This is a genomic window from Variovorax raffinosi (assembly GCF_051216615.1).
Lineage (GTDB): Bacteria > Pseudomonadota > Gammaproteobacteria > Burkholderiales > Burkholderiaceae_C > Variovorax.
Genome location: NZ_JBPJZR010000001.1, coordinates 548,036 through 569,985, shown reverse-complemented (window position 1 = coordinate 569,985; position 21,950 = coordinate 548,036). Strand labels below are relative to the sequence as shown.

At 67.8% G+C, this 21,950-nt stretch carries 19 protein-coding genes; 8 read left to right on the top strand and 11 right to left on the bottom strand.

Features of this window, described 5'->3' with window-relative positions; all coding sequences use genetic code 11:
• Positions 1–421: 421 nt before the first annotated feature.
• On the bottom strand, positions 422–1,981 hold the full coding sequence (locus tag ACSFB7_RS02695; protein WP_435466793.1) for a cation:proton antiporter: 1,560 nt from the start codon (positions 1,979–1,981) through the stop codon (positions 422–424).
• Positions 1,982–2,111: 130 nt separating this feature from the next.
• Here ACSFB7_RS02695 and ACSFB7_RS02690 point away from each other — a divergent pair, with 130 nt between their 5' ends.
• A complete protein-coding gene (locus tag ACSFB7_RS02690) occupies positions 2,112–2,522 on the top strand; it encodes a PaaI family thioesterase (RefSeq protein ID WP_435466791.1) in 411 nt (136 codons plus the stop codon).
• A 27-nt stretch (positions 2,523–2,549) separates the two neighbouring features.
• On the opposite strand, the gene ACSFB7_RS02685 is transcribed toward ACSFB7_RS02690, so the two are convergent.
• The 9 genes from ACSFB7_RS02685 to aptA are packed head-to-tail and all read right to left on the bottom strand — an operon-like array spanning position 2,550 to position 13,537.
• Positions 2,550–4,280 (bottom strand): hypothetical protein, encoded by a 1,731-nt coding sequence (locus ACSFB7_RS02685; protein ID WP_435466789.1) that lies wholly within the window; start codon positions 4,278–4,280, stop codon positions 2,550–2,552.
• Positions 4,281–4,303: 23 nt separating this feature from the next.
• On the bottom strand, positions 4,304–4,942 hold the full coding sequence (locus tag ACSFB7_RS02680; protein WP_435466787.1) for an FMN-binding negative transcriptional regulator: 639 nt from the start codon (positions 4,940–4,942) through the stop codon (positions 4,304–4,306).
• A gap of 7 nt (positions 4,943–4,949) precedes the next feature.
• Positions 4,950–5,945, bottom strand: a complete 996-nt coding sequence (locus ACSFB7_RS02675) for an alpha/beta hydrolase fold domain-containing protein (protein ID WP_435466785.1) — start codon at positions 5,943–5,945, stop codon at positions 4,950–4,952.
• Entirely contained in the window at positions 5,942–7,612 is a 1,671-nt protein-coding gene (locus ACSFB7_RS02670) for an ABC transporter ATP-binding protein (RefSeq protein ID WP_435466783.1), read from the bottom strand. The genes ACSFB7_RS02675 and ACSFB7_RS02670 overlap by 4 nt, the downstream gene beginning before the upstream one ends.
• On the bottom strand, positions 7,609–8,427 hold the full coding sequence (locus ACSFB7_RS02665) for an ABC transporter permease (RefSeq protein WP_435468058.1): 819 nt from the start codon (positions 8,425–8,427) through the stop codon (positions 7,609–7,611). The genes ACSFB7_RS02670 and ACSFB7_RS02665 overlap by 4 nt, the downstream gene beginning before the upstream one ends.
• Before the next feature lie 2 nt (positions 8,428–8,429).
• On the bottom strand, positions 8,430–9,374 hold the full coding sequence (locus ACSFB7_RS02660; protein WP_435466781.1) for an ABC transporter permease: 945 nt from the start codon (positions 9,372–9,374) through the stop codon (positions 8,430–8,432).
• Between the two features lie 16 nt (positions 9,375–9,390).
• Positions 9,391–10,989: an ABC transporter substrate-binding protein gene (locus ACSFB7_RS02655; RefSeq protein ID WP_435466779.1), complete on the bottom strand. Its 1,599-nt coding sequence runs from the start codon at positions 10,987–10,989 to the stop codon at positions 9,391–9,393.
• 29 nt (positions 10,990–11,018) lie between these two features.
• Complete coding sequence (locus ACSFB7_RS02650; protein ID WP_435466777.1) at positions 11,019–12,110, bottom strand: C45 family autoproteolytic acyltransferase/hydrolase; 1,092 nt, start codon at positions 12,108–12,110, stop codon at positions 11,019–11,021.
• Positions 12,111–12,151: 41 nt separating this feature from the next.
• Positions 12,152–13,537 (bottom strand): omega-aminotransferase AptA, encoded by a 1,386-nt coding sequence (gene aptA / locus ACSFB7_RS02645; RefSeq protein ID WP_435466775.1) that lies wholly within the window; start codon positions 13,535–13,537, stop codon positions 12,152–12,154.
• Between the two features lie 165 nt (positions 13,538–13,702).
• Between aptA and ACSFB7_RS02640 the strand changes: the two genes are divergently transcribed.
• Genes ACSFB7_RS02640 through gabT form a run of 3 tightly spaced genes read left to right on the top strand, consistent with a single transcriptional unit; the run spans position 13,703 to position 17,226 of the window.
• Positions 13,703–14,629 carry a GntR family transcriptional regulator gene (locus ACSFB7_RS02640; protein ID WP_435466773.1) on the top strand — a complete coding sequence of 309 codons (927 nt, stop codon included), beginning with the start codon at positions 13,703–13,705 and terminating at the stop codon, positions 14,627–14,629.
• A 14-nt stretch (positions 14,630–14,643) separates the two neighbouring features.
• Positions 14,644–15,894 (top strand): serine hydrolase domain-containing protein, encoded by a 1,251-nt coding sequence (locus tag ACSFB7_RS02635; RefSeq protein WP_435466771.1) that lies wholly within the window; start codon positions 14,644–14,646, stop codon positions 15,892–15,894.
• A gap of 27 nt (positions 15,895–15,921) precedes the next feature.
• Positions 15,922–17,226, top strand: a complete 1,305-nt coding sequence (gabT, locus tag ACSFB7_RS02630) for a 4-aminobutyrate--2-oxoglutarate transaminase (protein WP_435466769.1) — start codon at positions 15,922–15,924, stop codon at positions 17,224–17,226.
• A gap of 5 nt (positions 17,227–17,231) precedes the next feature.
• Here gabT and ACSFB7_RS02625 read toward each other — a convergent pair whose 3' ends face one another.
• Complete coding sequence (locus tag ACSFB7_RS02625) at positions 17,232–17,618, bottom strand: response regulator (protein ID WP_435466767.1); 387 nt, start codon at positions 17,616–17,618, stop codon at positions 17,232–17,234.
• Between the two features lie 169 nt (positions 17,619–17,787).
• Between ACSFB7_RS02625 and ACSFB7_RS02620 the strand changes: the two genes are divergently transcribed.
• The 4 genes from ACSFB7_RS02620 to ACSFB7_RS02605 all read left to right on the top strand — a co-directional run bounded on the left by ACSFB7_RS02620 (position 17,788) and on the right by ACSFB7_RS02605 (position 21,903).
• A complete protein-coding gene (locus ACSFB7_RS02620) occupies positions 17,788–18,183 on the top strand; it encodes a response regulator (protein WP_435466765.1) in 396 nt (131 codons plus the stop codon).
• Positions 18,184–18,257: 74 nt separating this feature from the next.
• On the top strand, positions 18,258–19,037 hold the full coding sequence (locus tag ACSFB7_RS02615) for an acetoacetate decarboxylase family protein (protein WP_435466763.1): 780 nt from the start codon (positions 18,258–18,260) through the stop codon (positions 19,035–19,037).
• A 28-nt stretch (positions 19,038–19,065) separates the two neighbouring features.
• Positions 19,066–19,869 (top strand): helix-turn-helix transcriptional regulator, encoded by an 804-nt coding sequence (locus tag ACSFB7_RS02610; RefSeq protein ID WP_435466761.1) that lies wholly within the window; start codon positions 19,066–19,068, stop codon positions 19,867–19,869.
• 177 nt (positions 19,870–20,046) lie between these two features.
• The gene (locus ACSFB7_RS02605) at positions 20,047–21,903 is read left to right on the top strand and encodes a sensor histidine kinase (protein ID WP_435466759.1); all 1,857 of its coding nucleotides are present in this window, start codon (positions 20,047–20,049) and stop codon (positions 21,901–21,903) included.
• Positions 21,904–21,950 lie beyond the last annotated feature (47 nt).

Below are 21,950 nucleotides of genomic sequence, written 5' to 3'. Positions count from 1 at the left end.
CCCGCCGCACGATGCCACCAACATGGCCACACCGGCCACGGCGGCGATTCGCGCGACCGAACTTGCTTGACTGAAACGCATCTTGACCCCTCTTTATGGTTGTATGACTCGACAAAAAGAAGCCCCCTGCCGACGGGCGCGCAGGAGGCTTCTAAATGTCAATTATTGTTAACGGCGGTGTCTTGAGGTATCCCCTGAATTGGGTATTTTTCGCGGTCGGCCATCTCCTCCTCGAGCCGGTGGTGAAGGACCGGTGGTACGAGGACGAGGCCTGATGCCCGGTTTTTCTCCCTCCCCTTCCGGGGGAGGGCAGGGGTGGGGGCAAGCAGCGTTCGATCAGGCGCCGCGATGAATTGAACGCCGTCGTGCCCCCATCCCAACCTTCCCCCGGAAGGGGAAGGAGCAAGAGAGGGAGCAAGCGCTACACGCTCTGCAGCCGCACATCGTCCGCAGGAATCGCATTCAACTCCGCCCAGTCCATCTCCTCCTCGAGCCGGTGGTAGGTGTCGTCCTCGATCTGCCCGCTTTCTCGCAGCGCATCGAGCGCCTGACGCTGTGCGCGGATGGCCGTGGCGCGCAGGCGGTCGTGCGCGGTCGTGGCCTGCGGCTGGCTTTCGTCGGCGGCGATGGTTCGCGCGGCGCGGTATTCGTCGCGCACGGCATCGGCCTCGGCGCCGCGTTCAGCCTTCAATGCAAGGAGCGCCGCATCCATCATCGCGGTGCGCGCGAGCGAGACTTCCTTGTCCTGCGATGCGTCGGGTTCGATCTTCAGCGCCTTGATGAGCGGCCCGATGGTGAAGCCCTGGATCACCAGCGTGCCGAGCACGACGGCGAACGCGCTCAGCACGATGAGGTCGCGCCCCGGAAAATCCGCCGGCAGCGCAAAGGCCGTGGCCATGGTGACCAGGCCGCGCATGCCCGACCAGCCGACGAGCAGGCCGATGCGCCTGGACGGAATCGACACGCCCTTGGGCTTGAGGCCCAGCCGGTGCTTCACCATGCGCATCACCGCCCCGTAGAACAGCACCCACACCACCCGCACGCCGATGACCAGCGCGAGCACGAGGCCCGCGAACTGCAGCGCGTGCGTGAGCGCGGGGCCGGAGAGCCGGTCGAGAATGCCGCGCGCCTGCAGCCCCATCAGAAAGAACGCCAGCACGTTGAGCGTGAACACCACCGCACCCCACACCGCATACGACTGCACGCGGTCCCGTGGCGCATTGCGGCTCGGTGCGTAGCGGCCCAGCGTCATGCCGAAGGCGACCACCGAGATGATCGGCGACAGGCGCAGCCGCTCGGCCACGATCCACGCGGCAAAGGTCATCACGAACTGCAGGATGATGGCCGAGCGCGTGCCCCTGAAGAGCGGGCTCACGAAGTGCAGCGAGACCTTGCCGAGCAGCACGCCGACCACCGCGCCGCCCGGCACCGCCACCAGCAGCATCGGCAGCGAGCTGGCAATGGGCTGGTGCGCGGCGCCCGCCGCCGACACCGCCACGCCGAACACCAGCAGCGCCACAGCGTCGTTGAGCAGGCTCTCGCCGTTGATGAGCGACAGCGTGCGCCGTGGAATGCGGAACTGCTGCATCACCGCCGCCGCGGCCACCGCATCGGGTGGCGCGACGATGGCGCCGAGCGTGATGGCCGCGGCAATCGGCAGCCCTGCAAAGGCCCAGCCGGCCCAAGCCACCACGGCGGTGGTCAGCAGCACGGCCACCAGCACCAGCGAGACCAGCGGCATCCAGTTGCGCCGCAGCTCGCGCGGCGAGGTGTCGAAGGCCGAGTCGAGGAGCGCTGGTGCAATGAAGAGCGCGAGCGCCAGTTGCGGATCGAAATGGATGTGCGGCACCCAGGGCATCGCGCCGAGCCCGACGCCGGCCAGTGCCAGCAGCGACGGATAGGGCAGCGCGAGGCGGCGCGAGAGCTGCAGCAGCAGGCACGCCGCGACCAGCATGAGAAGGACGTTTTCGAAGATCTCCACCGGGGCCTCTCAGTTCTTCATGTTGTGCACGGAATACTAAGAGAGGCTCGGCCGATGTGGACGATGCATGTGCTTCTGCAGCCTTTCCGCTAGTCTGTCGAACCCCCAAAGAAGATCCAAGGAGACATCGATGACCGATATCGCAGACATCCAGAAGCTGTTTGCCGGACTCTTTCCCGACCTGATGGGCATCCGCATCACGGTGCTGGAGCCCGACCGCGTGGTGGCGCAGATGGAGGTGCGAAAAGACCTCTGTACCGCCGGCGGCATCCTGCACGGCGGTGCCTCGATGGCGTTTGCCGATACGCTGGGCGCGGTCGGCACCGTCGTCAACCTGTCGGGCGGCAAGCGCACGACGACCACCGATTCGAGCACCAAGTTCATTGCCGGCGCACGGCTGGGCAGCACGGTGACGGGCACCTGCGTGGCGCTGCATCGCGGGCGCACCACGATGGTCTGGCAGACCTCGATCACGAATGAACAGGGCAAGCTCTGCGCCGTCGTCACGCAGACGCAACTGGTGCTCGATCCGGCCGCCTGATCTCTTGAGCGGACGAGTGAGCGATGGTCAGGAGTGGCCGTCCACCCGCATCTGGAACAGGAAGTAGGGCGGAATGCAGGCGCCGCGCCCTTCGGGTTGGCCTTCAGCCTGCGCGCAGATGTAGTCGTCGCGGCAGGGCTGCTGCGCCGAGCAACTGCGCAGGTTGCCGGGGCGCGTGTGTCTGGCGAGGCACTCGCCGAAAGGCTTGTTCGCGGCCAGGCACTGGTTGAAGTCGCTGAGGATTGCGATGCCGCCGCAGGTGCCGTTCCTGTCGAGCGGATCGCAGGGGCCCGAGCACATGCCACCGGGAAAGCCGACCGAGGTTTTCTCGCACACCGAGAACACGCCCTCGCAGGCGGTGCGCGGCAGTTTCTCGGCACGGTCCAGCCATGGGTTGGCGGATTGCGTGATGCGGGTGGGCTCGCAGCTCGCGCCGACTGTGGCTCTTTCGTGTGCGGCGTTCGTGCTGCCGGGTTCGGCAAGCGGGCGGAACGGGTCGGGCTTGGGTGTCGACAACGCAGCGTTCACGTAGGTGCCACGACGCAGCAGTTCGTCTTGCAGATGCGGCGAGTGCGGCACCGCGAGTGCGTTGCCCGTCGTGAAGGTGCGCGATGCGCCGCGCCGGTCCACGCCAAGCAAATGAAAGCCCGCGACCGCGCGGCTCTGGTGGCAGCCCGCGCAGCTCAGGTCGTCGAGGCGGCGCAGCACGGCTTGTGGTGATTGCAGCGTGCGGCTGTCTGGCACCGCCCGCCATTCGCTGGTCGGGAAGACCTGTGCAAAGGGCCGGTTCGCCAGCCGCTCCTGCCCGCGCGGCGCAACCGAGACGGCTTCGGTCGCGAGAAATTTCTCGGGGATCTGCAGCGTGGCCTCGTCCAGCGCGCGCAGGTTGGCGGGCTGCTGCAGCCACTGCAACAGTTCCTTGCGCAAGGGCGCATCGGCTTTCAGGCGCGCGACGTCGGGCGTGTTTTCCAGCGGGCCGATGTCGAAGCGCTGCGTACCTGCATTCCAGCGGAAGGCGCGCAGCATGTACTCGGCATGGCCGCCGAGGTCGGGCCGCACGGCGGAAGGCCAACGCACGCTTTGCAGGTTGGTGGTGACCTGCGCGATGCGCGCGCGCGCCAGGCGCTGCGGCGCGAGCGGGCCGTCGGACGACACCAGCCAGCGGCCGAGCGCTTCGTCGTTCGTCGTCGCGGGCTGCGGCGGCTGCCAGCGCCGCGCACTGCTGGCGCAACTGCCGTCGGCATCAGGCGCATCGCCACGCAGTTCGACGTTGACGGTCATCGGCAGGCGCGACTGCATGGCGGCCGTGCGGTAGGCGAGGCGGTACACCAGCCGCGTCTCGCCGCAGGCGCCGTTTTGAAAGGGCCGTCGGTCCATGCGGTTGACCACGCCGACCAGCTCGAAAAAAGCATTCGGACTCGCCAGCCAGCGTGTGTCGAACAGCCGGTGCGGATAGCGCGAGATGCCGACGCCCGCCTGCTTGTCGCGCCGCTGGATGCCAGCGATGCTCTCGCGCAGCGGATCGGTGATGGACGACCACGACGGTGAACCCGTCAGCGCCTGGTTGCTCGTGATGCCGTCTTTGGAAGCGGCGGCACCACCGACCCAGTGGGCGAAGCCGGCGCCCGATTTCTCTGCGGCCTGCAAGGCGGCGGGCGAGGTGACAAGAAGGATCGGGTCGGCTGCGCGCGCAACAGGCGCCGCGAGGGCAAAGGCAAGAACGAGGTTGGCCCAAAGGCTGTGTTTGAAGAGCGGCACGCGGACAATTGTGCCGCCGTGACTCAACCGCCCGCGGACACGGCCATCCGCTGTTTCATCAGCCCGGCCACCGCCACGCCCTGCGGATCGCCCAGCCGCTCCAGCGCGGCGATCACGCCCAGCCGGTCTTCTTCCGACCGGTCCTGGTTGAGCTTGTACTTGCCCTCCAGCACGCGCACCGGAATCTCCACCGCCGCGATCATGTCCAGGCGCGGCGCCACGAAATCGAAGGGCATCGCATCGAAGTCCCAGTTGCCGCCCAGCGGCGTGTCGTACAGCGCGACGGTGCGGCGCAGCACGGCATGCACGGCCATGCGCTCTTCGATCACGCGCGGCGTGCCGCGCGCATGGATGGCGGTGTAGTTCCAGGTCGGGAAGGTGCTCTGCTTCACGTACCAACTGGGCGTGATGAAGGCATGCGGCCCCTGGAAGATCGCCAGCGCCTCGGCGCCCGCGCGCAGGTCGTCGTACTGCGCGTTCTTCTTCGCAAGGTGCGTGGTCAGCAGGCCGTGGCCATCCTCCTGCGCATCGAGCAGAAAAGGCAGGTGCGTGGCATTGACACCCGACGGGCCCACGGTGATCAGCGTGCCGAAGCTCCACGCGCGGATGCCGGCGTGCAGCGTCGCGAGGTCGTCCTCGATGTACGGCTTGGGCGTGTACATGGCCAACTCAGCGCGCGGCCAGCGCTCGCATCCAGCGCACCGCATCGTCGAAGGCGCGGCCCGCCACGTCGGCGATGGACACGGCTTCCAGAAAGCCGTGGATGGTGCCGGGGTAGAGCGTGTCCGTCACCTCGACACCGGCGGCGCGCAGTTGCGCGGCCATCAGCATGTTGTCGTCGTGCAGCGGATCGCATTCGGTGATCGCCATGCACGCCGGCGGCAAGCCTTCGAGCCGGGCGGTGAGGCTGGCCACGCGCGGATCGCGAAAGTCCTCGGGCTTGCGCAGGTACAGCCCGTAGAACCACACCATCATGTGCAGCGAGAGGCCGTACTCACCCGCGCCGTAGCGCACCGCCGATTCGCGGTACAGCTCGGTGCTGAAGGCGCCGTAGTTCAGCAGCATGCCCAGCGGCAGCGCATCGCCTGCGTCGCGCAATACGAGGCAGGCGCCGACCGAGAGGTTCGCGCCGGCCGAGTCGCCGCCGATGAAGAGCTGCGAAGGGTCGATGTCGAAGGTCTGCGCGTTGGCCCGCAGCCAGCGCATCACGTCCACGCATTCGTCGTGCGGCTGCGGAAACTGCGCCTCGGGTGCGCGCGTGTAGTCGATGCCGATGACCGCAATGCCTGCGCGGCCCGCGTACTCGCGCATCACGCGGTCGTGCGTGTCGAGGCTGAACAGTACGAAGCCGCCGCCGTGGATGTAGACCAGCGCGCCTTGCAGCGTGCGCGTCTGGGGGAAGTGCACGCGGATGCGCACGTCGCCGTGGCGTGTCGGCACCGCCTGCTCGACCGTGTGCGCCATCACCGGGCCGCCTTCTGTCCAGGGCGCGCGCACCTTCTCGGCATTCGCGCGGCCTTCGGCGATCGGAATGGTGTGGCGCTTCGGGTAGCGCGCGCCGTCGGCGCCCATGAGGCGCATGAATTCGATGATCTGCGGATCGAGCGGTGGCGGCGCGCTCGGGTTCCGCCAGGAGTAGGGCGAAGAAGACGAAGAAGAGGTCACGCGAAAACTTTCTCGGGAACGGCTGCTGGTGCAGGTGTGATGTCGAGGGAAGCCAGAGGCCTCGGCGTGGCCGCGAGCAGCGCCTGCGTGTACGCATGGCGCGGGTCGTCGAACACCGCGTCGCGCGCGCCTTGCTCCACGATGCGGCCGCGCTCCATCACGACCACGCGGTCGGCGATCTGCTCGACGGCCGCCAGGTCGTGGCTGATGAAGAGGCAGGCAAAGCCGTGGTGTGCCTGCAGGCTCTGGAACAGCCGCAGCACCTGCGCCTGGATGGTCATGTCGAGCGCGGACACGGGCTCGTCGGCCACCACGAAGGCGGGCCGGCGCACCAGCGCGCGCGCAATCGCCACGCGCTGGCGCTGGCCGCCCGACAGCTCGTGCGGGTAGCGTGCGCCGAGGCCATCCAGGCCCACTTCGTCCAGCGTCTCTTTCACGCGCCGCACGCGCGCCGCCGCATCGAGCGACGGCAGATGGCGCAGCGGCTCGGCCACGATGTCCTGCACGCGCATGCGTGGATCGAGCGAAGAGAACGGGTCCTGGAACACGAGCTGGCAGGCCAGCCTGAAGCGATGCAGCGCCGCGCGGTCGGCGGTGCGCACGTCTTCGCCGCGAAACAGGATCTGCCCGCTGTGCGACGGCGCGAGCCGCAGGATGGCGCGGCCCAGCGTGGTCTTGCCCGAGCCGCTGCCGCCCACCAGCGCGACCATCTCGCCCGGATGAATGTCGAGGTCGAGCGTGTCGATCACGCGCACCGGCGGCTGTCGCTTGAAGAAGCCAGCGCGCGCGCCGGGGTAGCTCACGCACAGGCCGCGCACCTGCACCAGCGGTTGCTGCTGCTGCGTTGCGGTGGCTTGCGCCTTCGCGGCCTGGCGGCGCGGCAGCGCGTCGACCAGCTTGCGCGTGTACGGCTGCTTCGGCGCCACGAGGATCGCGGGCACGTCGCCGGTTTCCACCAGGCGGCCTTTCTCCAGCACGATGGCGCGCTGCGCATAGCGCCCCACAAGGCCGAGGTTGTGCGTGATCAGCAGCACGGCAGTGCCCTGGTCCTTCGCGAGGCCGACCATCAGGTCGAGCACTTCGCGCTGGCTCAGCGTGTCGAGCGCGGTGGTCGGCTCGTCGGCGATCAGCAGGCGGGGCTTGAGCAGCATCACGCTGGCCAGCATGATGCGTTGGCGCATGCCGCCCGAGAACTCGTGCGGGTAGGCGCTCATGCAGCGCTCGGGGTCGGCAATCTGCACGCGGCGCAGCATGTCGAGGCAGCGGGTGCGAATCTCGCCCGCCGACAGCTTGGTGTGCATGCGCAGGCCCTCGGCCATCTGCTCGCCGATGCGGTGCACCGGGTTGAGCGACACCATCGGCTCCTGGAACACCATGCCGATGCCCGGCCCGCGGATCGGGCGCATGGCCTTCACGTCGCGCGTGCTCAGGTCTTCGCCGTCGAACACGATCTGCCCGCCGGTCTGCGCAATGCCGGGCGGCAGCAGTTGCAGGATGGCGCGCGCGGCCATGGTCTTGCCGCTGCCCGATTCGCCCACCACGGCAAGGAATTCGCCGGGGTGCACATCGAACGAAAGCTCATGCACCAGCGTCTGGGCGCCGCCGTGCAGGTCGATCTTCAGTTGCCGCACCGAGAGCACGGGCTGGACGGATTTCGATGGGCTCATGACTTCTCCGTCCGCGGATCGAGCCGGTCGCGCAGCGATTCGCCCAGCAGGTTGATGCCCAGCAGCGTGAGCGCGATGCACAGGCCCGGCACCACGCACAGCCACACGGCCGAGGCCATGTAGGGGCGCGCGCTCGCCAGCATGTTGCCCCAGGTAGGCGCCGGCGGTGGCACGCCCAGGCCGAGAAAGCTCAATGCGCTTTCGGACAGCAGCACCCAGCCGAACATGCTGGTTGCCAGCACTGCGACGGGTGCCACGCAGTTGGGCAGGATGTGGCGCCACATGGTGTAGATCTCGCCGTTGCCGATCATGCGCGAGGCCTCGACGTACTCGCGCTCGCGCAGCGACAGCACGGTGCCGCGCACCACGCGCACCACCGAGGGTGCATAGGCCATGCTCAGCGCCAGCACGATGCCCCACTGGTTGGCGCCGACGATCACCATCACGCCCAATGCCAGCAGCAGGCCCGGAAAGGCCAGCAGCGTGTCGTTGAAGGCCATCAGCACGCGGTCGGTCCAGCCGCGCACGAAGCCCGCGACCACGCCGACCACGAGGCCGATGGCGGTGGCCAGCGTCACCGTGAGCAGCGCGACCAGGCAACTGGTCGATGCGGCGCGCATGGCGCGGCTGGCCACGTCGCGGCCGAACTCGTCGGTGCCCAGCCAGTGCGCCATCGACGGCGCCTGCAGCTTGCTGCGCAGGTCGATGCCCAGCGGGTTGTAGGGTGTCCACAGCGCGGCCACCACCGCCAGGACCAGCAACACGCCGATGAGCACGCCGCCGATGAGGGTATGGGTCTTGAGCTTCTTCATCATCATCACTGCACCGACACCCGTGGATCGAAGAGGGGATAGCACATGTCCACGATCAGGTTGATGAAGACGTAGATGCAGGCCGTGAACAGCAGGCAGCCCTGCAGCACCGGGTAGTCGCGCGCGAAGATCGAATCGATCATCAGGCGGCCGAGGCCGGGCAGCGTGAACACGGTCTCCAGCACCGCGATGCCGCTCAGCAGGTGACCGAGGATCAGCCCGATCATGGTGAGCGTGGGGTTGAAGGCGTTGGGCAGCACATGGCGCCGCAGCACCTGCGACTCGGGCACGCCCTTGGCGCGCGCGTGCGTCACGTACTCCAACCGCAAGATCTCGATGGTGCTGGCGCGCGACATGCGCGTGAGCACGCCGGTCTCGACCAGCACCAGCGTGACGATCGGCAAGATCACATACAGCACACCCTGCGAGAAGTCTTCCGACATGGGCACGTAGCCCACCACCGGCAGCCAGTGCAGGTACTGGCCGAAGAACATCAGCAGCAACAGGCCGAGCCAGAAGCTCGGCACCGAGAGCATCAGCGTGGCCGCGCCGATGATGGCCAGGTCGGTCGGCCGGTCCTTGCGCCAGGCGGCGATCAGGCCCGCCGGCACCGCGATCAGCGAGGCCAGCGCCACGGCGGTGAGCACGATGACGGCGCTCACATGAAAGCGCTCCCAGATCAGCGGCAGCACCGCAAGGCCATTGGTGGTGGACACGCCGAGGTCACCCGCCAGCGCATGGCGCAGCCACACGAAGTACTGGGTGACCAGGGGCTGGTCGAGCCCCATCTGGTGGCGCATGAGTTCGAGCTGCGCGGGGTCGGCGCCTTCGCCGAGCATGAGCTGCACCGGGTCGCCCGGAATCAGCCGCATGAGCGTGAAGACCGCGATCGACACCAGCAGCAGCGTCGGGATCGTCATCGCGATCCGGCGCAGGAGGTAGGCGAGCATGAAGGCGGCGCCTCGTTCAGGAGCGCGCGTCGAGCCGGACGTTCCAGAACCTCGGCTTGGCCGGGGCCCAGCCCTTGAAGCCCGTCACGCTCTTGCGCATGGCCGTGGCGTCGCTGGCGTTGAACAGTACGATCATCGGCACGTCCTGCAGCATCTGCTTGTGCATTTCATCGAACAGCACCTGGCGCCGCGCCTTGTCGCGCGAGACCATCGACTCGGCCAGGCGGGTCTGCGCATAGGGCGTGTCCCACACCTTGCGCGGCTGCGTGGCCTTGTCGCCCGTCACCATCTCGTAGTTGAGCGAGGGGTCGATGCGCGCCGAATAAATGAAGGCCATGCTCTGGTACTGGCCCTTGGTGTAGCGGTCGAGCTGGGTGGCCCAGTCGAGCACTTCCAGCTCGATGTTGATGCCGGCCTCGGACGCCATCGCCTGCACCAGCACGGCGGCCGAGTACAGCGCCTCGTAGCGCTTGTTGGCGATCATGCGGATCGGCTGGCCACGGTAGCCGGCTTCCGCCAGCAGCTTCTTGGCGGCAGTCAGGTCGCGCTTGAAGCCGGTGGCCTGCACCGCGTCGTAGAAGGGGCTGGACGAAGGCACCGCCGAGTTGTTGACGGCCGACAGGCCCTCGGTCACCGACTTCGCGATTTCCGGGGTGTCCAGTGCCAGTGCCAGCGCGCGGCGAATGCGCACGTCTTTCAGCACCGGGTCGTTGGTCTGCAGCAGCAGCGCGACCATGGTCATCACCGGCGTGGTGTCGACCACGACGTCGCTGCGCCCGCGCATCTCGACCACGTCCGACGGGCTGGGGCTGATGAAGGCGTCGATGCCGCCGCTGTAGAGCGCGGCCTTGGCGGCGGCCGAATCGGGGATGACGACGAAGCGCAGGTTTTCGATCTCGGCCTTCTTGCCGCCGGTGAGGCCGTCGCGCGGCTCGGCGCGCGAGGTGTAGCCGTCGAAGCGGGTCAGCTCGATGTACTGGCCGCGCTTCCATTCCTTGATCTTGTAGGGGCCGGTGCCCACGGGCTCCTTCCACTGGCCGTCGGCGCCGACCGAGCTGCGGTGCAGGATGGCGGAGCCGCCGCAATCGGGGCGGGCCATCATGGTGAGGAAGAGGGCGCTCGCGCGTTCGAGCTTGAACACCACCGTTTTCGGGTTGGGTGCTTCCACCGACAGCAGCTTGGTCATGCCCTTGCCGTCGAATTCGGGAAGACAGCGCCAGCCGCCCGTGGGGCGCAGGTAGCGCTGCCAGCTCCACACCACGTCGTCGGCGGTGAGCGTGGCGCCGTTCTGGAACTTCACGCCGTCGCGCAGCGTGAAGGTGTAGGTCAGGCCGTCGGCGGAGGTGTCGATCTTGCTGGCCAGCATCGGGCCGACGGAGGTGTCTTCGCGCAGCGCGACCAGGCCTTCGCCCACGTGGATGAGCACGTTGTCGGTGTTGTCGTCGCGGTTGCCGCCGGGGTCGGTGGAGCGGATGTCGGAGTTGATCTGTATCCGCATCGTCTGGCCGGCGCCAGTGCCGGGTTGGGCGCAGGCCGCGCCGGCGGCAAGGCCGAGGGCCAGCAGCGCGGCGAGGGCCGCAGCGGGAGGGCGGGAAGGGGGCATGGGCACGGTCATGGCAACACTCCTGGCGAAAGCTGGGCGGATCAGAGGGAATACTCGGTGAAGCGGTGAGCCTTGAAGGGCGCCGGTGCAATGCGCATCTTTCGTGCCGCCGGGTCCATCACGATGGTTGCCACGGTGGCCGACGATGCGCCGCCAGGGCCGGCGCTCGGGCTGCGGCACACGGCGCGCGGTGCGCCGAAACGGTCTTGCAGCGCATCGAGCACGTCCTGCTCGGTGAGGTCGCCCGCGCGCTTGAGCAGCGCCTCGGTCACGCGGCGGTCGCGGTAGAGCGAGTCGGGCGTGGTTTCCAGGCTGCGGTCCACCACGCGTGCCAGTGCCGCCGGTGTCTTGAAGTGGTTGGCGTGCACCAGGATGCCGCCTTCGGGCTGCTGCCAGAACACCTGGTCGGGGCAGGTCTCCAGGCTCACGGCCTCGCCCTCGGCGTGCGTGACGATCATGTTGTTGGAGATCGAGCGCGCGCTGCGGCACACCACGCCCAGCGCGTTGGCGTACAGCTCCGACTGCAGGATGCCGCGGCGGATCAGCGCCAGTGGCACGCCTTGCTGCTTGCCGTCGCCATCGGCCTTGATGAAGTTGCCCGTGACGGCGATGCCGGCACTGTTGAGCCCGGCGCGTGCCAGCGTGCCCGCTTCGGCAAAGGTCAGCATCGCAGGGCCCTTGGCCGGCTGGATGCGCAGCACCACGCCCAGCTCCAGGCTCTCGACGCGCCAGTCCCAGTTCTGCGCATGAATGAGCTTGCCGTCGCGCGCGGCGGACGGCATGACCACCACGCCGGTGCAGCCGTCGGGCGGCTCGGTGGCTTCGAGCTGCTGGAAGGCATAGAGCATTTCGCTGCGCGCGTTCAGCGCCACGATGTCTTCGGCCGGCACGCCCGCGCCTTCGGCCACGCCCTCGATCTCGCGCAGCATACCGGCGTCGAAGGCCTCGATGACGGGCATGAAGCGGCGTGCCAGTGCGCGCGTGCGGTCCCAACTGAGGCCCACGCGCTCGAAGGCCAGGCGGTAGGTGCGCAGGCTCAGGTCGATGCGGTCGCCGGCGGCTCGGCCGTATTGCTGGCCGCACTGGCGCGCATCGCCTTCGATGTCATAGAGGGGGAACGATTCGATGTCCATGTCTTTGTCTCCTTGTCTTTGCGGTGTGGCGTGCCGTGCGTTCAGGCCGCCACGTCCGTTGCCTGTGCAGTCTGCGCGATGGCGGCGCGCAGGCTGTCGATGATCTGGTCGATGTGCCGGCGTTCGATGGTGAACGGCGGCGACAGCGCGATGGTGTCGCCCACCGAGCGCACCAGCACGCCGCTTTCCAGGCAGTGCTGCGCCACGGCCTGCGCATGCGTGCCGGGGCCTGAGGCCCACGCTTGCAGCTCGATGCCCGCGAGCAGGCCCACGTTGCGGATGTCGATCACGCCCGGCAGGCCGCGCAGCGCGTGCAGGCCGTCTTCGAAGTACGGCGACAGCTCGGCGGCCTGGGCGATCAGGCCGTCTTCGGTGTAGGCGTCGAGCGTGGCCATGGCGGCCGCGCAAGCCAGCGGGTGGCCCGAGTAGGTGTAGCCGTGCGACAGCTCGACCGCGCTCACGCTGCCGTGCATGAAGGCGTCGTGCACCGTGTCGCGCGTCAGCACCGCGCCCATGGGCACCGCGCCGTTGGTCAGGCCCTTGGCGGTGGTGATGATGTCTGGCACCACGCCGAACAGGTCGGCCGCGAAGTTGGTGCCCAGGCGCCCGAAGCCGGTGATGACCTCGTCGAAGATCAGCAGCACGCCGTGCCTGTCGCAGATTTCGCGCAGGCGCTTGAGATACCCGCGCGGCGGCGGCAGCACGCCCGTCGAACCCGCGACCGGCTCGACGATCACCGCGGCCACGGTCGAGGCGTCGTGCAGCGCGAGCATGGCTTCGAGCGCGTCGGCCTTGTCAATGCCGTGTTCGGGCTCGCCGCGCGAGAAGGCATTGCGCGCCAGGTCGAGTGTGTGCGGCAGGTGGTCGACGCCGTTGAGCAGCGGCCCGAAGGTGCTGCGCTGGCGCCCGATGCCGCCCACCGAGATGCCGCCGAAGCCCACGCCGTGGTACGAGCGTTCGCGCCCGATCAGCCGGTAGCGGCCCGCGTCGCCGCGCGCCCGGTGGTAGGCCAGCGCGATCTTCAACGCGGTGTCGACCGACTCCGAGCCCGAGTTGGTGAAGAACACATGGTTCATGCCCGCCGGCGCGAGCTGCGTGAGGCGCTGGGCCAGCTCGAAGGCGGCGGGGTGGCCGATCTGGAAATTCGAGGCGTAGTCGAGCACGTCGATCTGCGCCTTCAGCGCCGCGCTGATGCGCGGGTTGCGGTGCCCGGCGTTCACGCACCACAGGCCGGCGATGGCGTCGAGCACGCGGCGGCCGTCGGCCAGGTCGTAGTACAGGCCCTCGCTGCCGACGATCAGGCGCGGGGATTGCTTGAACTTGCGGTTGGGGGTGAAGGGCATCCAGAACGCGTCGAGCGTGCCGGGCGTGTTCGCTGCGCCGGCGCTGCGGGCAGGGGAAGAAGAGAGGGTGTCGGCTTGGGCCACGAGTTGTTTTCTCCGGTGGAAACGACCCGTCTCTCGGGTCGGCGTGGGGCCGATCTTGAAACTCAAATTGTATTTTTGACGCGAGATGTACATGGTTTTTTAAGGCCAAAAATACAAAAGAGCCGCGATGATCGGCGTCCAGCCCGCGTTTTGGGAGAACCATGGATGGCCCAGCAGATGGACAAGTCGATCCCGCCGCTCACGCAGCGCGTGAGCCGCTACATCCTCGACCAGGCACTTGCCGGTGGCTACGAAAACGGCCGCCACATGACCGAGTCCGACCTCGCGGGCCGGCTCGGCATTTCGCGCACGCCGGTGCGCGCCGCGCTGCGCTTTCTGCATGAGCGCGAGCTGCTGGCGCATGTGCCCAACCGCGGCTACACGCTGGTCGCCGACCGCGAGGCACTGGGGCAGGCCCGGCGCGAGATGCCCGAGGACGAGGAGAAAACGCTCTACTACCGGCTGCTGCGCGACCGCCTCGCCGGCAAGCTGCCCACGCGCGTCAACGAGCTTGAACTCGCGCAGACCTACGCCGTGCCGCGTGCCTTGTTGCGAAACGTGATGACCACGCTGCTGCAGGACGGCGTGCTGCGCGGGCGCCACTACCAGCGCTGGGAGTTCACCGAAACGCTGGATTCGGTCGAGAGCGAGCGCGAGAGCTATCGCTTTCGCCTCACGGTCGAATGCGCGGCCTTGCGTGAGCCCGGCTTCAAGGTCGAGCACGAAAGGCTGCTGGCCTGCCGCGAACAACAGCAGGCACTACTGACCCATGCATCGCGCCATTCGTGGATGGAGTTCTTCGAGGCCAATGCGCTGTTCCATGAACTGCTGGCCAGCGCTTCGGGCAACCGCTTCATCCTCGATGCGGTGAAGCAGCAGAACCGGCTGCGCCGAATTTCCGATCTGTCCGACTACCCGCTGGTGAACATCGACCTGCTGCGCAAGTCTTGCCGCGAGCATTTGCAGATCCTCGATGCGGTCGAGGAGAACAAGCTCGAAGTTGCTGCAAAGCACATGCACGCCCACCTGAGCCGTGCCAGCGACATCCTGGAGCGCCGCGTGATGGGCGACCTGGATGCGCTTGGCGAATGAGCGGCCCCAACACCATGAACCTCAACGAAACGACTGCACTGAATGCCGCGCTGGCCGATGGCTGGCGCGATGGTTTCCCCACGGCGGGCACCGCCACGCAACGGCCACGCGATCGATCGATCTTCCAGTTCCCGGAAAGCCGCTGGGCCTTCTCGCACCTGCGCGAACTGCAGCCGACCCGCAACGTGTCGCGCGGCATCGGCCCGGTGTCGGTGCTGCCACGTGCCGAGCGCCCCGAGCTGGATGCGGTGAGCTTCACCCTGCCGGCCGATGGATCGCGCACCGACTGGCGCAGCGCGCTGGATGCCATCCATGCCGATGGCGCGGTGGTACTGCACCGCGGACGCATCGTCTACGAGCGCTACTTCGGCGCGCTCGACGAACAGGGCCAGCACATGGCGATGTCGGTCACCAAGTCCGTCGTCGGCACGGTCGGCGCGATGCTGGCGGCCGAAGGCATGCTGGACGAGCACGCCGTGGTCACGCACTACATCCCCGAGCTGGCGACGAGTGCATTCGGCGACGCGACGGTGCGACAGGTGATGGACATGACGACGGCCATCGACTATTCGGAGGGCTACGCCGATCCCGACGCCGGCGTGTGGAAGCACGCGCGTGCCGGCGAACTGCTGCCGCGTCCCGCAGGCTATGCGGGTGCCGAGGGTTACCGGCAGTTCCTGCAGACGGTGCAACAAGGGCAGGGCGCGCACGGCGAGGCCTTTGCCTATCGCACCGTGAACACCGACGTGCTGGGCTGGCTCATCAGCCGCGCCGCAGGGCAGCCGCTCGCACAGGTGCTCGGCGAGCGCATCTGGTCGCGACTGGGTGCCGAGCAGGACGCGGCCTTCGCCGTCGATGGGCAGGGCGCAGACTTTGCGGGCGGCGGCTTGTGCACCGGCCTGCGCGACCTCGCGCGGCTGGGCGAGATGATGCGGCTCGGCGGTTTTTTCAACGGCACGCAGATCGTGCCCGAGGCCGTGGTGGCCGACATTCGCCGGGGCGCCGACCCGGCCCGCTTCGCGCTCGCGGGCTATACGCGGCTGGCCGGCTGGAGCTATCGCAACATGTGGTGGGTGGCGCATGACGCGCACGGCAGCTTCACCGCGCAGGGCATTCACGGACAGGCGCTGCACATCGATCCGGTGGCGCAGATGGTGGTCGCGCGTTTCGCCTCGCATCCATTGGCCGCGAATGCGCACCTGCCGACCTCGATGCCCGCCTTCCGCGCGCTGGCCGAACACCTGATGCACCTCGTCGGCGACTGATTTTTCTTCTCTACCTTCGATCCTTTCATGCTCACCCAAGTCACGACCAACGCGAGCCTCCAGGCCCGCAAGAACGCCGCCTGCGCGCAAGGCATCGGCACGCTCACACCGCACTTCACCGCGCGCGCCGACAACGCCGAACTGTGGGACGTGGAGGGCCAGCGCTTCGTCGATTTTGCAAGCGGCATCGCCACGCTCGCGACCGGCCATCGGCATCCGCGCATCGTGGCGGCCGTGCGCGCGCAGCTCGACGACTTTCATCACACCTGCTTTCACGTCACGCCCTACGAGGAATACGTGGCGGTGTGCGAGCAGCTCAACCGGCTGGTGCCGGGCGACTTCGCCAAGAAAAGCGCGCTGTTCACGACCGGTGCCGAAGCCATCGAGAACGCGATGAAGGTGGCGCGTGTCGCCACCGGCCGCAGCGGTGTCGTCGCCTTCTCGGGTGCCTTTCATGGCCGCACTTTCATGGGCATGGCGCTCACCGGCAAGGTTGCGCCGTACAAGGCGGGGTTCGGTCCGATGCCTTCGGATGTGTGGCATGTGCCGTTTCCTGCCGCGCCGCTGGGCGTGACGGTGGAAGACAGCATCGCGGCGCTGGAGCGGCTGTTCAAGACCGATGTCGATCCGCAGCGCGTGGCGGCCATCGTCATCGAACTGGTGCAGGGCGAGGGCGGCTTCTATGTCGCACCGCCGAAGCTGCTGGAGCACCTGCGCGCGGTGTGCGACCGGCACGGCATCCTGCTGATCGTCGATGAAATACAGACCGGCTTCGGCCGCACGGGCAAGCTGTTCGCGCTGGAGCACTACGGTGTCGAAGCCGATCTGGTGACGATGGCCAAGAGCCTCGCGGGTGGCTTTCCGCTGTCGGCGCTGACGGGCCGCGCCGAGGTGATGGACGCCGCGCTGGTCGGCAGCATCGGCGGCACCTATGCAGGCAACCCGCTTGCGGTGGCGGCCGCGCTGGAGACGATGCGCGTCATCGAAGACGAAGGGCTGGTGGCGCGTGCCCGCATGCTGGGCGAGCGGCTGACCGCGCGACTGCATTCATTGCAGGCCGAGGTGCCGCGCATCTGCGAAGTGCGCGGGCTCGGCGCGATGGTTGCGGTGGAGTTTCGCGATCCGCAGAGTGGTGAACCTGATGCCGATTTCACGAAGCGCGTGCATGCGGCCGGCCTGCAGCGCGGCTTGCTGCTGCTGACCTGCGGTGTGCATGGCAACGTCGTGCGCTTTCTGTTCCCGCTGACCATTCCCGACAAGGTGTTCGAGGAAGGACTGGCGTTGCTGGCCGACGCGGTCAGGGCGGCCGACGCATCGGCAGCATCGACGTAGGCCACTCAGCGGCTGGGCGAGATGTTCAGCGCCCTGCAGAAATCGTAGAAGGCTTCGAGCTGCAGCGACTTGTCGAAGACCGCGTCCACGCCCGCGGATTGCGCGCCTTCGCGCACCTCGGAGCTGGCGTAGTTCATCAGCACCACCGTGCGCTGGGCCGGCGACTTGTGTTGCTTGAGGTAGTTCGCCACGGTCAGTCCGTTGCCTTTGGCGAGGAAGACGTCGATCACCGCCGCATCCCATGCCTGGGGGTTGGCACCGAGCCAGTGGATGGCCTCGTCGGAAGTGGTGGCGACGCCGACCACATCGCATTCGGAAAATGCCTGCAGCCCGTCGGTCACCGTTGCTGCGATCAGGGGGTTGTCTTCTATCAGGTAGATGCGGGTCATCATGCAAGGCCAGGGGGCTTGTTGTTGTCTTCGGCTTGTCTCGGCCGAGGAAGGCATTGTCCCTTTGGGGACGGGCCGTCGAGTCAGACAACGCCGCCATCTGCCGTAGATCCCTGGGCCGGTTCGGCGTGATCGGCGCACGGCAACGGTTTGTCTGGAAAAATGCATTTCAATGACAACCGAACCGCTTCCATCGCCAGAACGACAACAACAACTACAAAAGCTGCGGGTGCTGCTCGTGGAGGACGATGTGGACACGCTCGCCACAACCTTGAAACTGCTCGAAGCCCTGGGGCACTGGGCGACCGGCGTGAAAAGCGCCGAGGCCGCGATGGCGCGTTTTTTCGACGGCGCGTTCGATGTGGTGATGGTGGACATCGGCCTGCCCGCGCTGTCGGGCCATGACTTCGCGGAGAAGCTGCTGAGTGAGCACAACGTGCCGGTGATCTTCGTGACGGGGCAGGCACAGCCGGCCACGGCCATGCGCGGAACCGCGTGGCTGCGCAAGCCCTACACGGTCGATCAACTGACGGATGCGCTCGATCACGCGATGGTGCCGCAGGCATAGCGGGATCACTGGCGTACAAGACGGGCCCGGACGGCAGGCCTATCGTGCGACGGTCTTGTACTCGCCAACATCCGATGCCGTCTTCTTTCACTCCGCCTTTCACTTCTTCCGGCCGCAGCGCACTGGTGCAGGCGCCGCCCTGGCACTACGCCGGCTGGCTCGTCAATGTCGCCTTTGAATTCGATGCCGCGCGCGGCGGTGCGCTGGTGCCGCCGGAAGCGGGCCGGCCGACCGGACGCGGCTGCGTTCATTTCGCGGACTGGCAGTCCTGCGGCAACGACGGGCAGGAACTGCTCGACCCGGTCTATGCGCAGTACCGCGAGACCATCGTGGTGCTGGAGGTCGAGGCCGGGCAGGGCGGCGACGCGCGCTTCTTCTGCCCCTTGATCTACGTCGACCAGGACATCTCGCTGCTGCGCGGCTGGCTGCAGGGCTGGCCCAAGAAGATCGGCCAGACCTGGCTGACGCGCAGCCTGCCGCTGGTGCATCCCGCCGCCGCGCCTGTGGCTGCGGGGAGCCGGCTCGGCGCGAGCCTCAGCGTCAAGGAGCGGCGGCTGGTCGATGCGACGGTCACGCTGACTGGTGAGAAGGCCGAACGCCTGGGCTTTCTTTCCGCGCCGACCATCGGTGCCATCGGCTGGCCTGACCTGACGCGGCCTGATGTTCCCGCAACCCCGCGCTATCTGCGCGCCGACATCGTGGACCGCGTCGAATCGGGCTGGATGGGTGGCAGCGCGACGCTGCAGTTTCACGATCACCCGGTCGAGGAACTGGCCTTGCTCGGCGACGTGCAGGCGACGCAGGCCAGCGCAGGCTGGATGGGCCTGACTGTTCGCGGCGCCCTTGCGGCGTGATGCTGTTGCGGGCGCTACGCTCGGCGGGATGAATCCACCCGCCACCATCGCCTCGCACGTCATCGGCCTGCCGATGGAAGGTGGCGCGCAGGTCGAGGCGATGTTCTCGGCCGACCCCAAGGCGCGCTTCGAGCTGCACTGGCATGCGGAGTGGAGCGTGGGCGCCATCCTCGAAGGCCATTGCGAATTCACCTGCAGTGGCGAACGGCAGGTGGCGCAAGCGGGCGATCTGGTCGTGATGGCGCCGTTCGCGTTGCACACCGCCGGCGTCAGCCCGCAAGGCTTTCGCATGGTGATGCTGTATGTGCCGCATGCGTGGGTCGCGGCGCGCTTCGGCTGGCCTGAAGACCGGCGCGGCGTGCTGCATCGCGGGGTCTGGCAGGACAAGGCCGCGGCCGATGCGCTGGGCGACGCCGCGCTGTCGCAGGATGGCGAGCAGGTCGGCCGCCTGCTGGCGCAGATCATTCACGCCCAGACCGGCAGCGAACTGATGGCCGTCGAGCGCCGCATGGGCGATGCCCGCGTCGAAGCGGTCTGCAGCGCCCTGGAACTGGAAGACGCCTGCCGCATCGACCCCGGCGCGCTGGCGTTGCGGCTGGGTGTGTCGCGCGAGCACTTTCATCGCCTGTTCCGCATGGCCGTCGGCATGACGCCGGCCCACTATGCGCGGCTCGCACGCATCGGCCGGGCCAAGGTGCTCCTGCGCGAAGGCTGTGCGCAGGCCGATGTGGCGGCGCAGTGCGGCTTCACCGACCAGGCCCATTTCTCGCGGTGGTTTCGCCGCTGCTTCGGCGTGACGCCGGCAACTACATGGCCGACCGGCAGCGGGTGACAAGGGGCGCGTGAGAAAGCCGGAGCCTTGCATGTGGCTCGCGAATGCGTGGGTTGCGCGGCTTCGCCAACTCGAGGGAACTTGCGGCACTGATTGATTCGCGGCGGAGGTCTTGTAAGTAAATGCAGTTACAGTGGCCGCGTCATGGGTTTACGAAATGAAGCGCTCGGATGGCGCTTGCTGCTGTTGATGCTCGCGGTCATGGGACTGGGGTGGAGCGCTCCGGCGCGGGCCGTGATGCTTGTGGAGCAGGCGCAGCTCACGCTGGCCCTGCGCGGCCAGGCGCCTGCCGAGACCCAGGAGCCGCAGACCGTCACGCTGCCCTATCACTGGGACCAGCGGCAAGGTGCGGTCGATGGCGAGGCGCGGTTTTCGTTCGAGATACCGGCGGCCGACCCCACCACGCCTGTGGCGCTGTTCGTGCCGCGCGTGGGCAACAGTTTTCGTGTGTCGGTGAATGGCCAGGAACTGACGCGGTTCGGCGCCTTCCCGCCGGGGCCCTACGACGATGCCTCCTTCGCACCGCAATACTTCGTGGTGCCGGCCTCGGGCTCAGCGTCGCCGCTGCGCGTGGAGATCGTCATCGCGGCGCAGGCTGCAAGGCAGGGCGGGCTCTCGCCGGTGGTGGCGGGACGGGAGGACGAGATACACCCGCTGTACGAGCGCGCCTTGTTCTGGCAGATCAGCGGTGGGCGCTTCATCACCATCGTGAGCGGCGTGCTGGGGGCGCTGTCGCTGCTGGTGTGGCTGCGCCAGCGCGAATCGATCTACCTCTACTACGGTCTGGGTGAGTTGCTCTGGTCGGTGCAGACGGCACGCGTGCTGTTCACGCATGCGCCGTTGCCCTGGCCCTGGTGGGGCGTGCTGCCGCTGGCGGCGTTCCAGGCCGCTGTGCCGCTGATATGTCGCTTTGCTCTGGCCGTGGTGGGGCGCGACGACACCCGTCTGGCACGCCTCTTCGGTCTGATGGCCTGGCTGGCTCCGGTGGTGGCCGGGCTCGGCATTGCTGTGCCTTGGCTGTGGCTGATGCCGCTGTGGCAGGGGCTGAACCTTGCGGCTGCACTGGCGATGATGGTCGTGGTGTTGCGCGTGGCGTGGCGCAGCGCCGTGCTGGAACACCGAGTGCTGGGCCTGGCCGTGCTGTTGATCGTGTTGTGCGCTGCGCGCGACATCTGGGTCATGCGCACCTCGCCCCAAGCCTATGAGATGGTGCCGTGGATACGCTTCGCCTGGGTCGGCTTTGCCATTTCGCTGGCCTGGGTCATCGCCGAGCGCATGCGCAAGGACACCCGGGCGATGGCGGAAATGAACCTCACGCTGGAGGCTGAACTCGCCGAGCGCAACACCGCTCTGGAAGCCTCCTTCGCGCGCGAACGGGAAGGAGAGAAGGCACGCGGCGCTCTCGAGGAACGCCAGCGCCTGGTGCAGGACCTGCATGATGGTCTTGGCGGGCAACTCGTGGGGCTGCTGCGGATGGCCCAGCAGCCAGGGGCGGCGCGCGAGGACGTCACGCTGCACCTGCGCGACGCGGTGGATCAACTCAAGCTCACCGTGGACGCCATGCATGCCGATGAGGGCGATGTGGCCTCTACGCTGGGCAGCGTGCGCTACCGGCTGGGACCGCGCCTGCAGGCGGCCGGCATCGATCTGCACTGGAATGTCAGCCGGCTGCCGATGATGACCGGTTGGAGTTCACGCGAATCCCACCAGCTGCAGATGCTGTTGTTCGAAGCGTTCGCGAACATGATGGCGCACGCGGCCGCGACGCGGGCCAGCCTGACCGCGCACCTGGTGCCCCTTGACGGCGCGGACAGTGCGGACGGTGTGACGGGTGAGGCCATCGAGATCAGACTGTCTGACAACGGCCGCGGCTTCGATGCAGACGCCAGGTTCGCCGGAAAAGGATTGACGAACATGCGCGCGCGCGCCGCCGCGCTCGGGTGCACGCTCACGCTGAGCTCGCAGCCTGGGGAGACCTCCCTTTGCTTGCATCTGGCCGTGTCGGCGGCGATGGTCCCGAAGTTGGCGCCGTAGCGAGAGACCTCAGGCGTCGAGCGTCAAGAGCGCGGTTGAATCCGCCC

Excerpts from the sequence above, each read along its gene's own strand:
- ACSFB7_RS02640 (WP_435466773.1), top strand. The coding sequence starts at position 13,703 with ATGGCCCAGCAGATGGACAAGTCGATCCCGCCGCTCACGCAGCGCGTG.
- ACSFB7_RS02680 (WP_435466787.1), bottom strand. The coding sequence starts at position 4,942 with ATGTACACGCCCAAGCCGTACATCGAGGACGACCTCGCGACGCTGCAC.
- ACSFB7_RS02655 (WP_435466779.1), bottom strand. The coding sequence starts at position 10,989 with ATGACCGTGCCCATGCCCCCTTCCCGCCCTCCCGCTGCGGCCCTCGCC.
- gabT (WP_435466769.1), top strand. The coding sequence starts at position 15,922 with ATGCTCACCCAAGTCACGACCAACGCGAGCCTCCAGGCCCGCAAGAAC.
- ACSFB7_RS02650 (WP_435466777.1), bottom strand. The coding sequence starts at position 12,110 with ATGGACATCGAATCGTTCCCCCTCTATGACATCGAAGGCGATGCGCGC.
- ACSFB7_RS02635 (WP_435466771.1), top strand. The coding sequence starts at position 14,644 with ATGAACCTCAACGAAACGACTGCACTGAATGCCGCGCTGGCCGATGGC.
- ACSFB7_RS02670 (WP_435466783.1), bottom strand. The coding sequence starts at position 7,612 with ATGAGCCCATCGAAATCCGTCCAGCCCGTGCTCTCGGTGCGGCAACTG.
- ACSFB7_RS02620 (WP_435466765.1), top strand. The coding sequence starts at position 17,788 with ATGACAACCGAACCGCTTCCATCGCCAGAACGACAACAACAACTACAA.
- ACSFB7_RS02660 (WP_435466781.1), bottom strand. The coding sequence starts at position 9,374 with ATGCTCGCCTACCTCCTGCGCCGGATCGCGATGACGATCCCGACGCTG.
- ACSFB7_RS02625 (WP_435466767.1), bottom strand. The coding sequence starts at position 17,618 with ATGATGACCCGCATCTACCTGATAGAAGACAACCCCCTGATCGCAGCA.
- ACSFB7_RS02665 (WP_435468058.1), bottom strand. The coding sequence starts at position 8,427 with ATGATGAAGAAGCTCAAGACCCATACCCTCATCGGCGGCGTGCTCATC.
- ACSFB7_RS02690 (WP_435466791.1), top strand. The coding sequence starts at position 2,112 with ATGACCGATATCGCAGACATCCAGAAGCTGTTTGCCGGACTCTTTCCC.
- ACSFB7_RS02610 (WP_435466761.1), top strand. The coding sequence starts at position 19,066 with ATGAATCCACCCGCCACCATCGCCTCGCACGTCATCGGCCTGCCGATG.
- ACSFB7_RS02615 (WP_435466763.1), top strand. The coding sequence starts at position 18,258 with ATGCCGTCTTCTTTCACTCCGCCTTTCACTTCTTCCGGCCGCAGCGCA.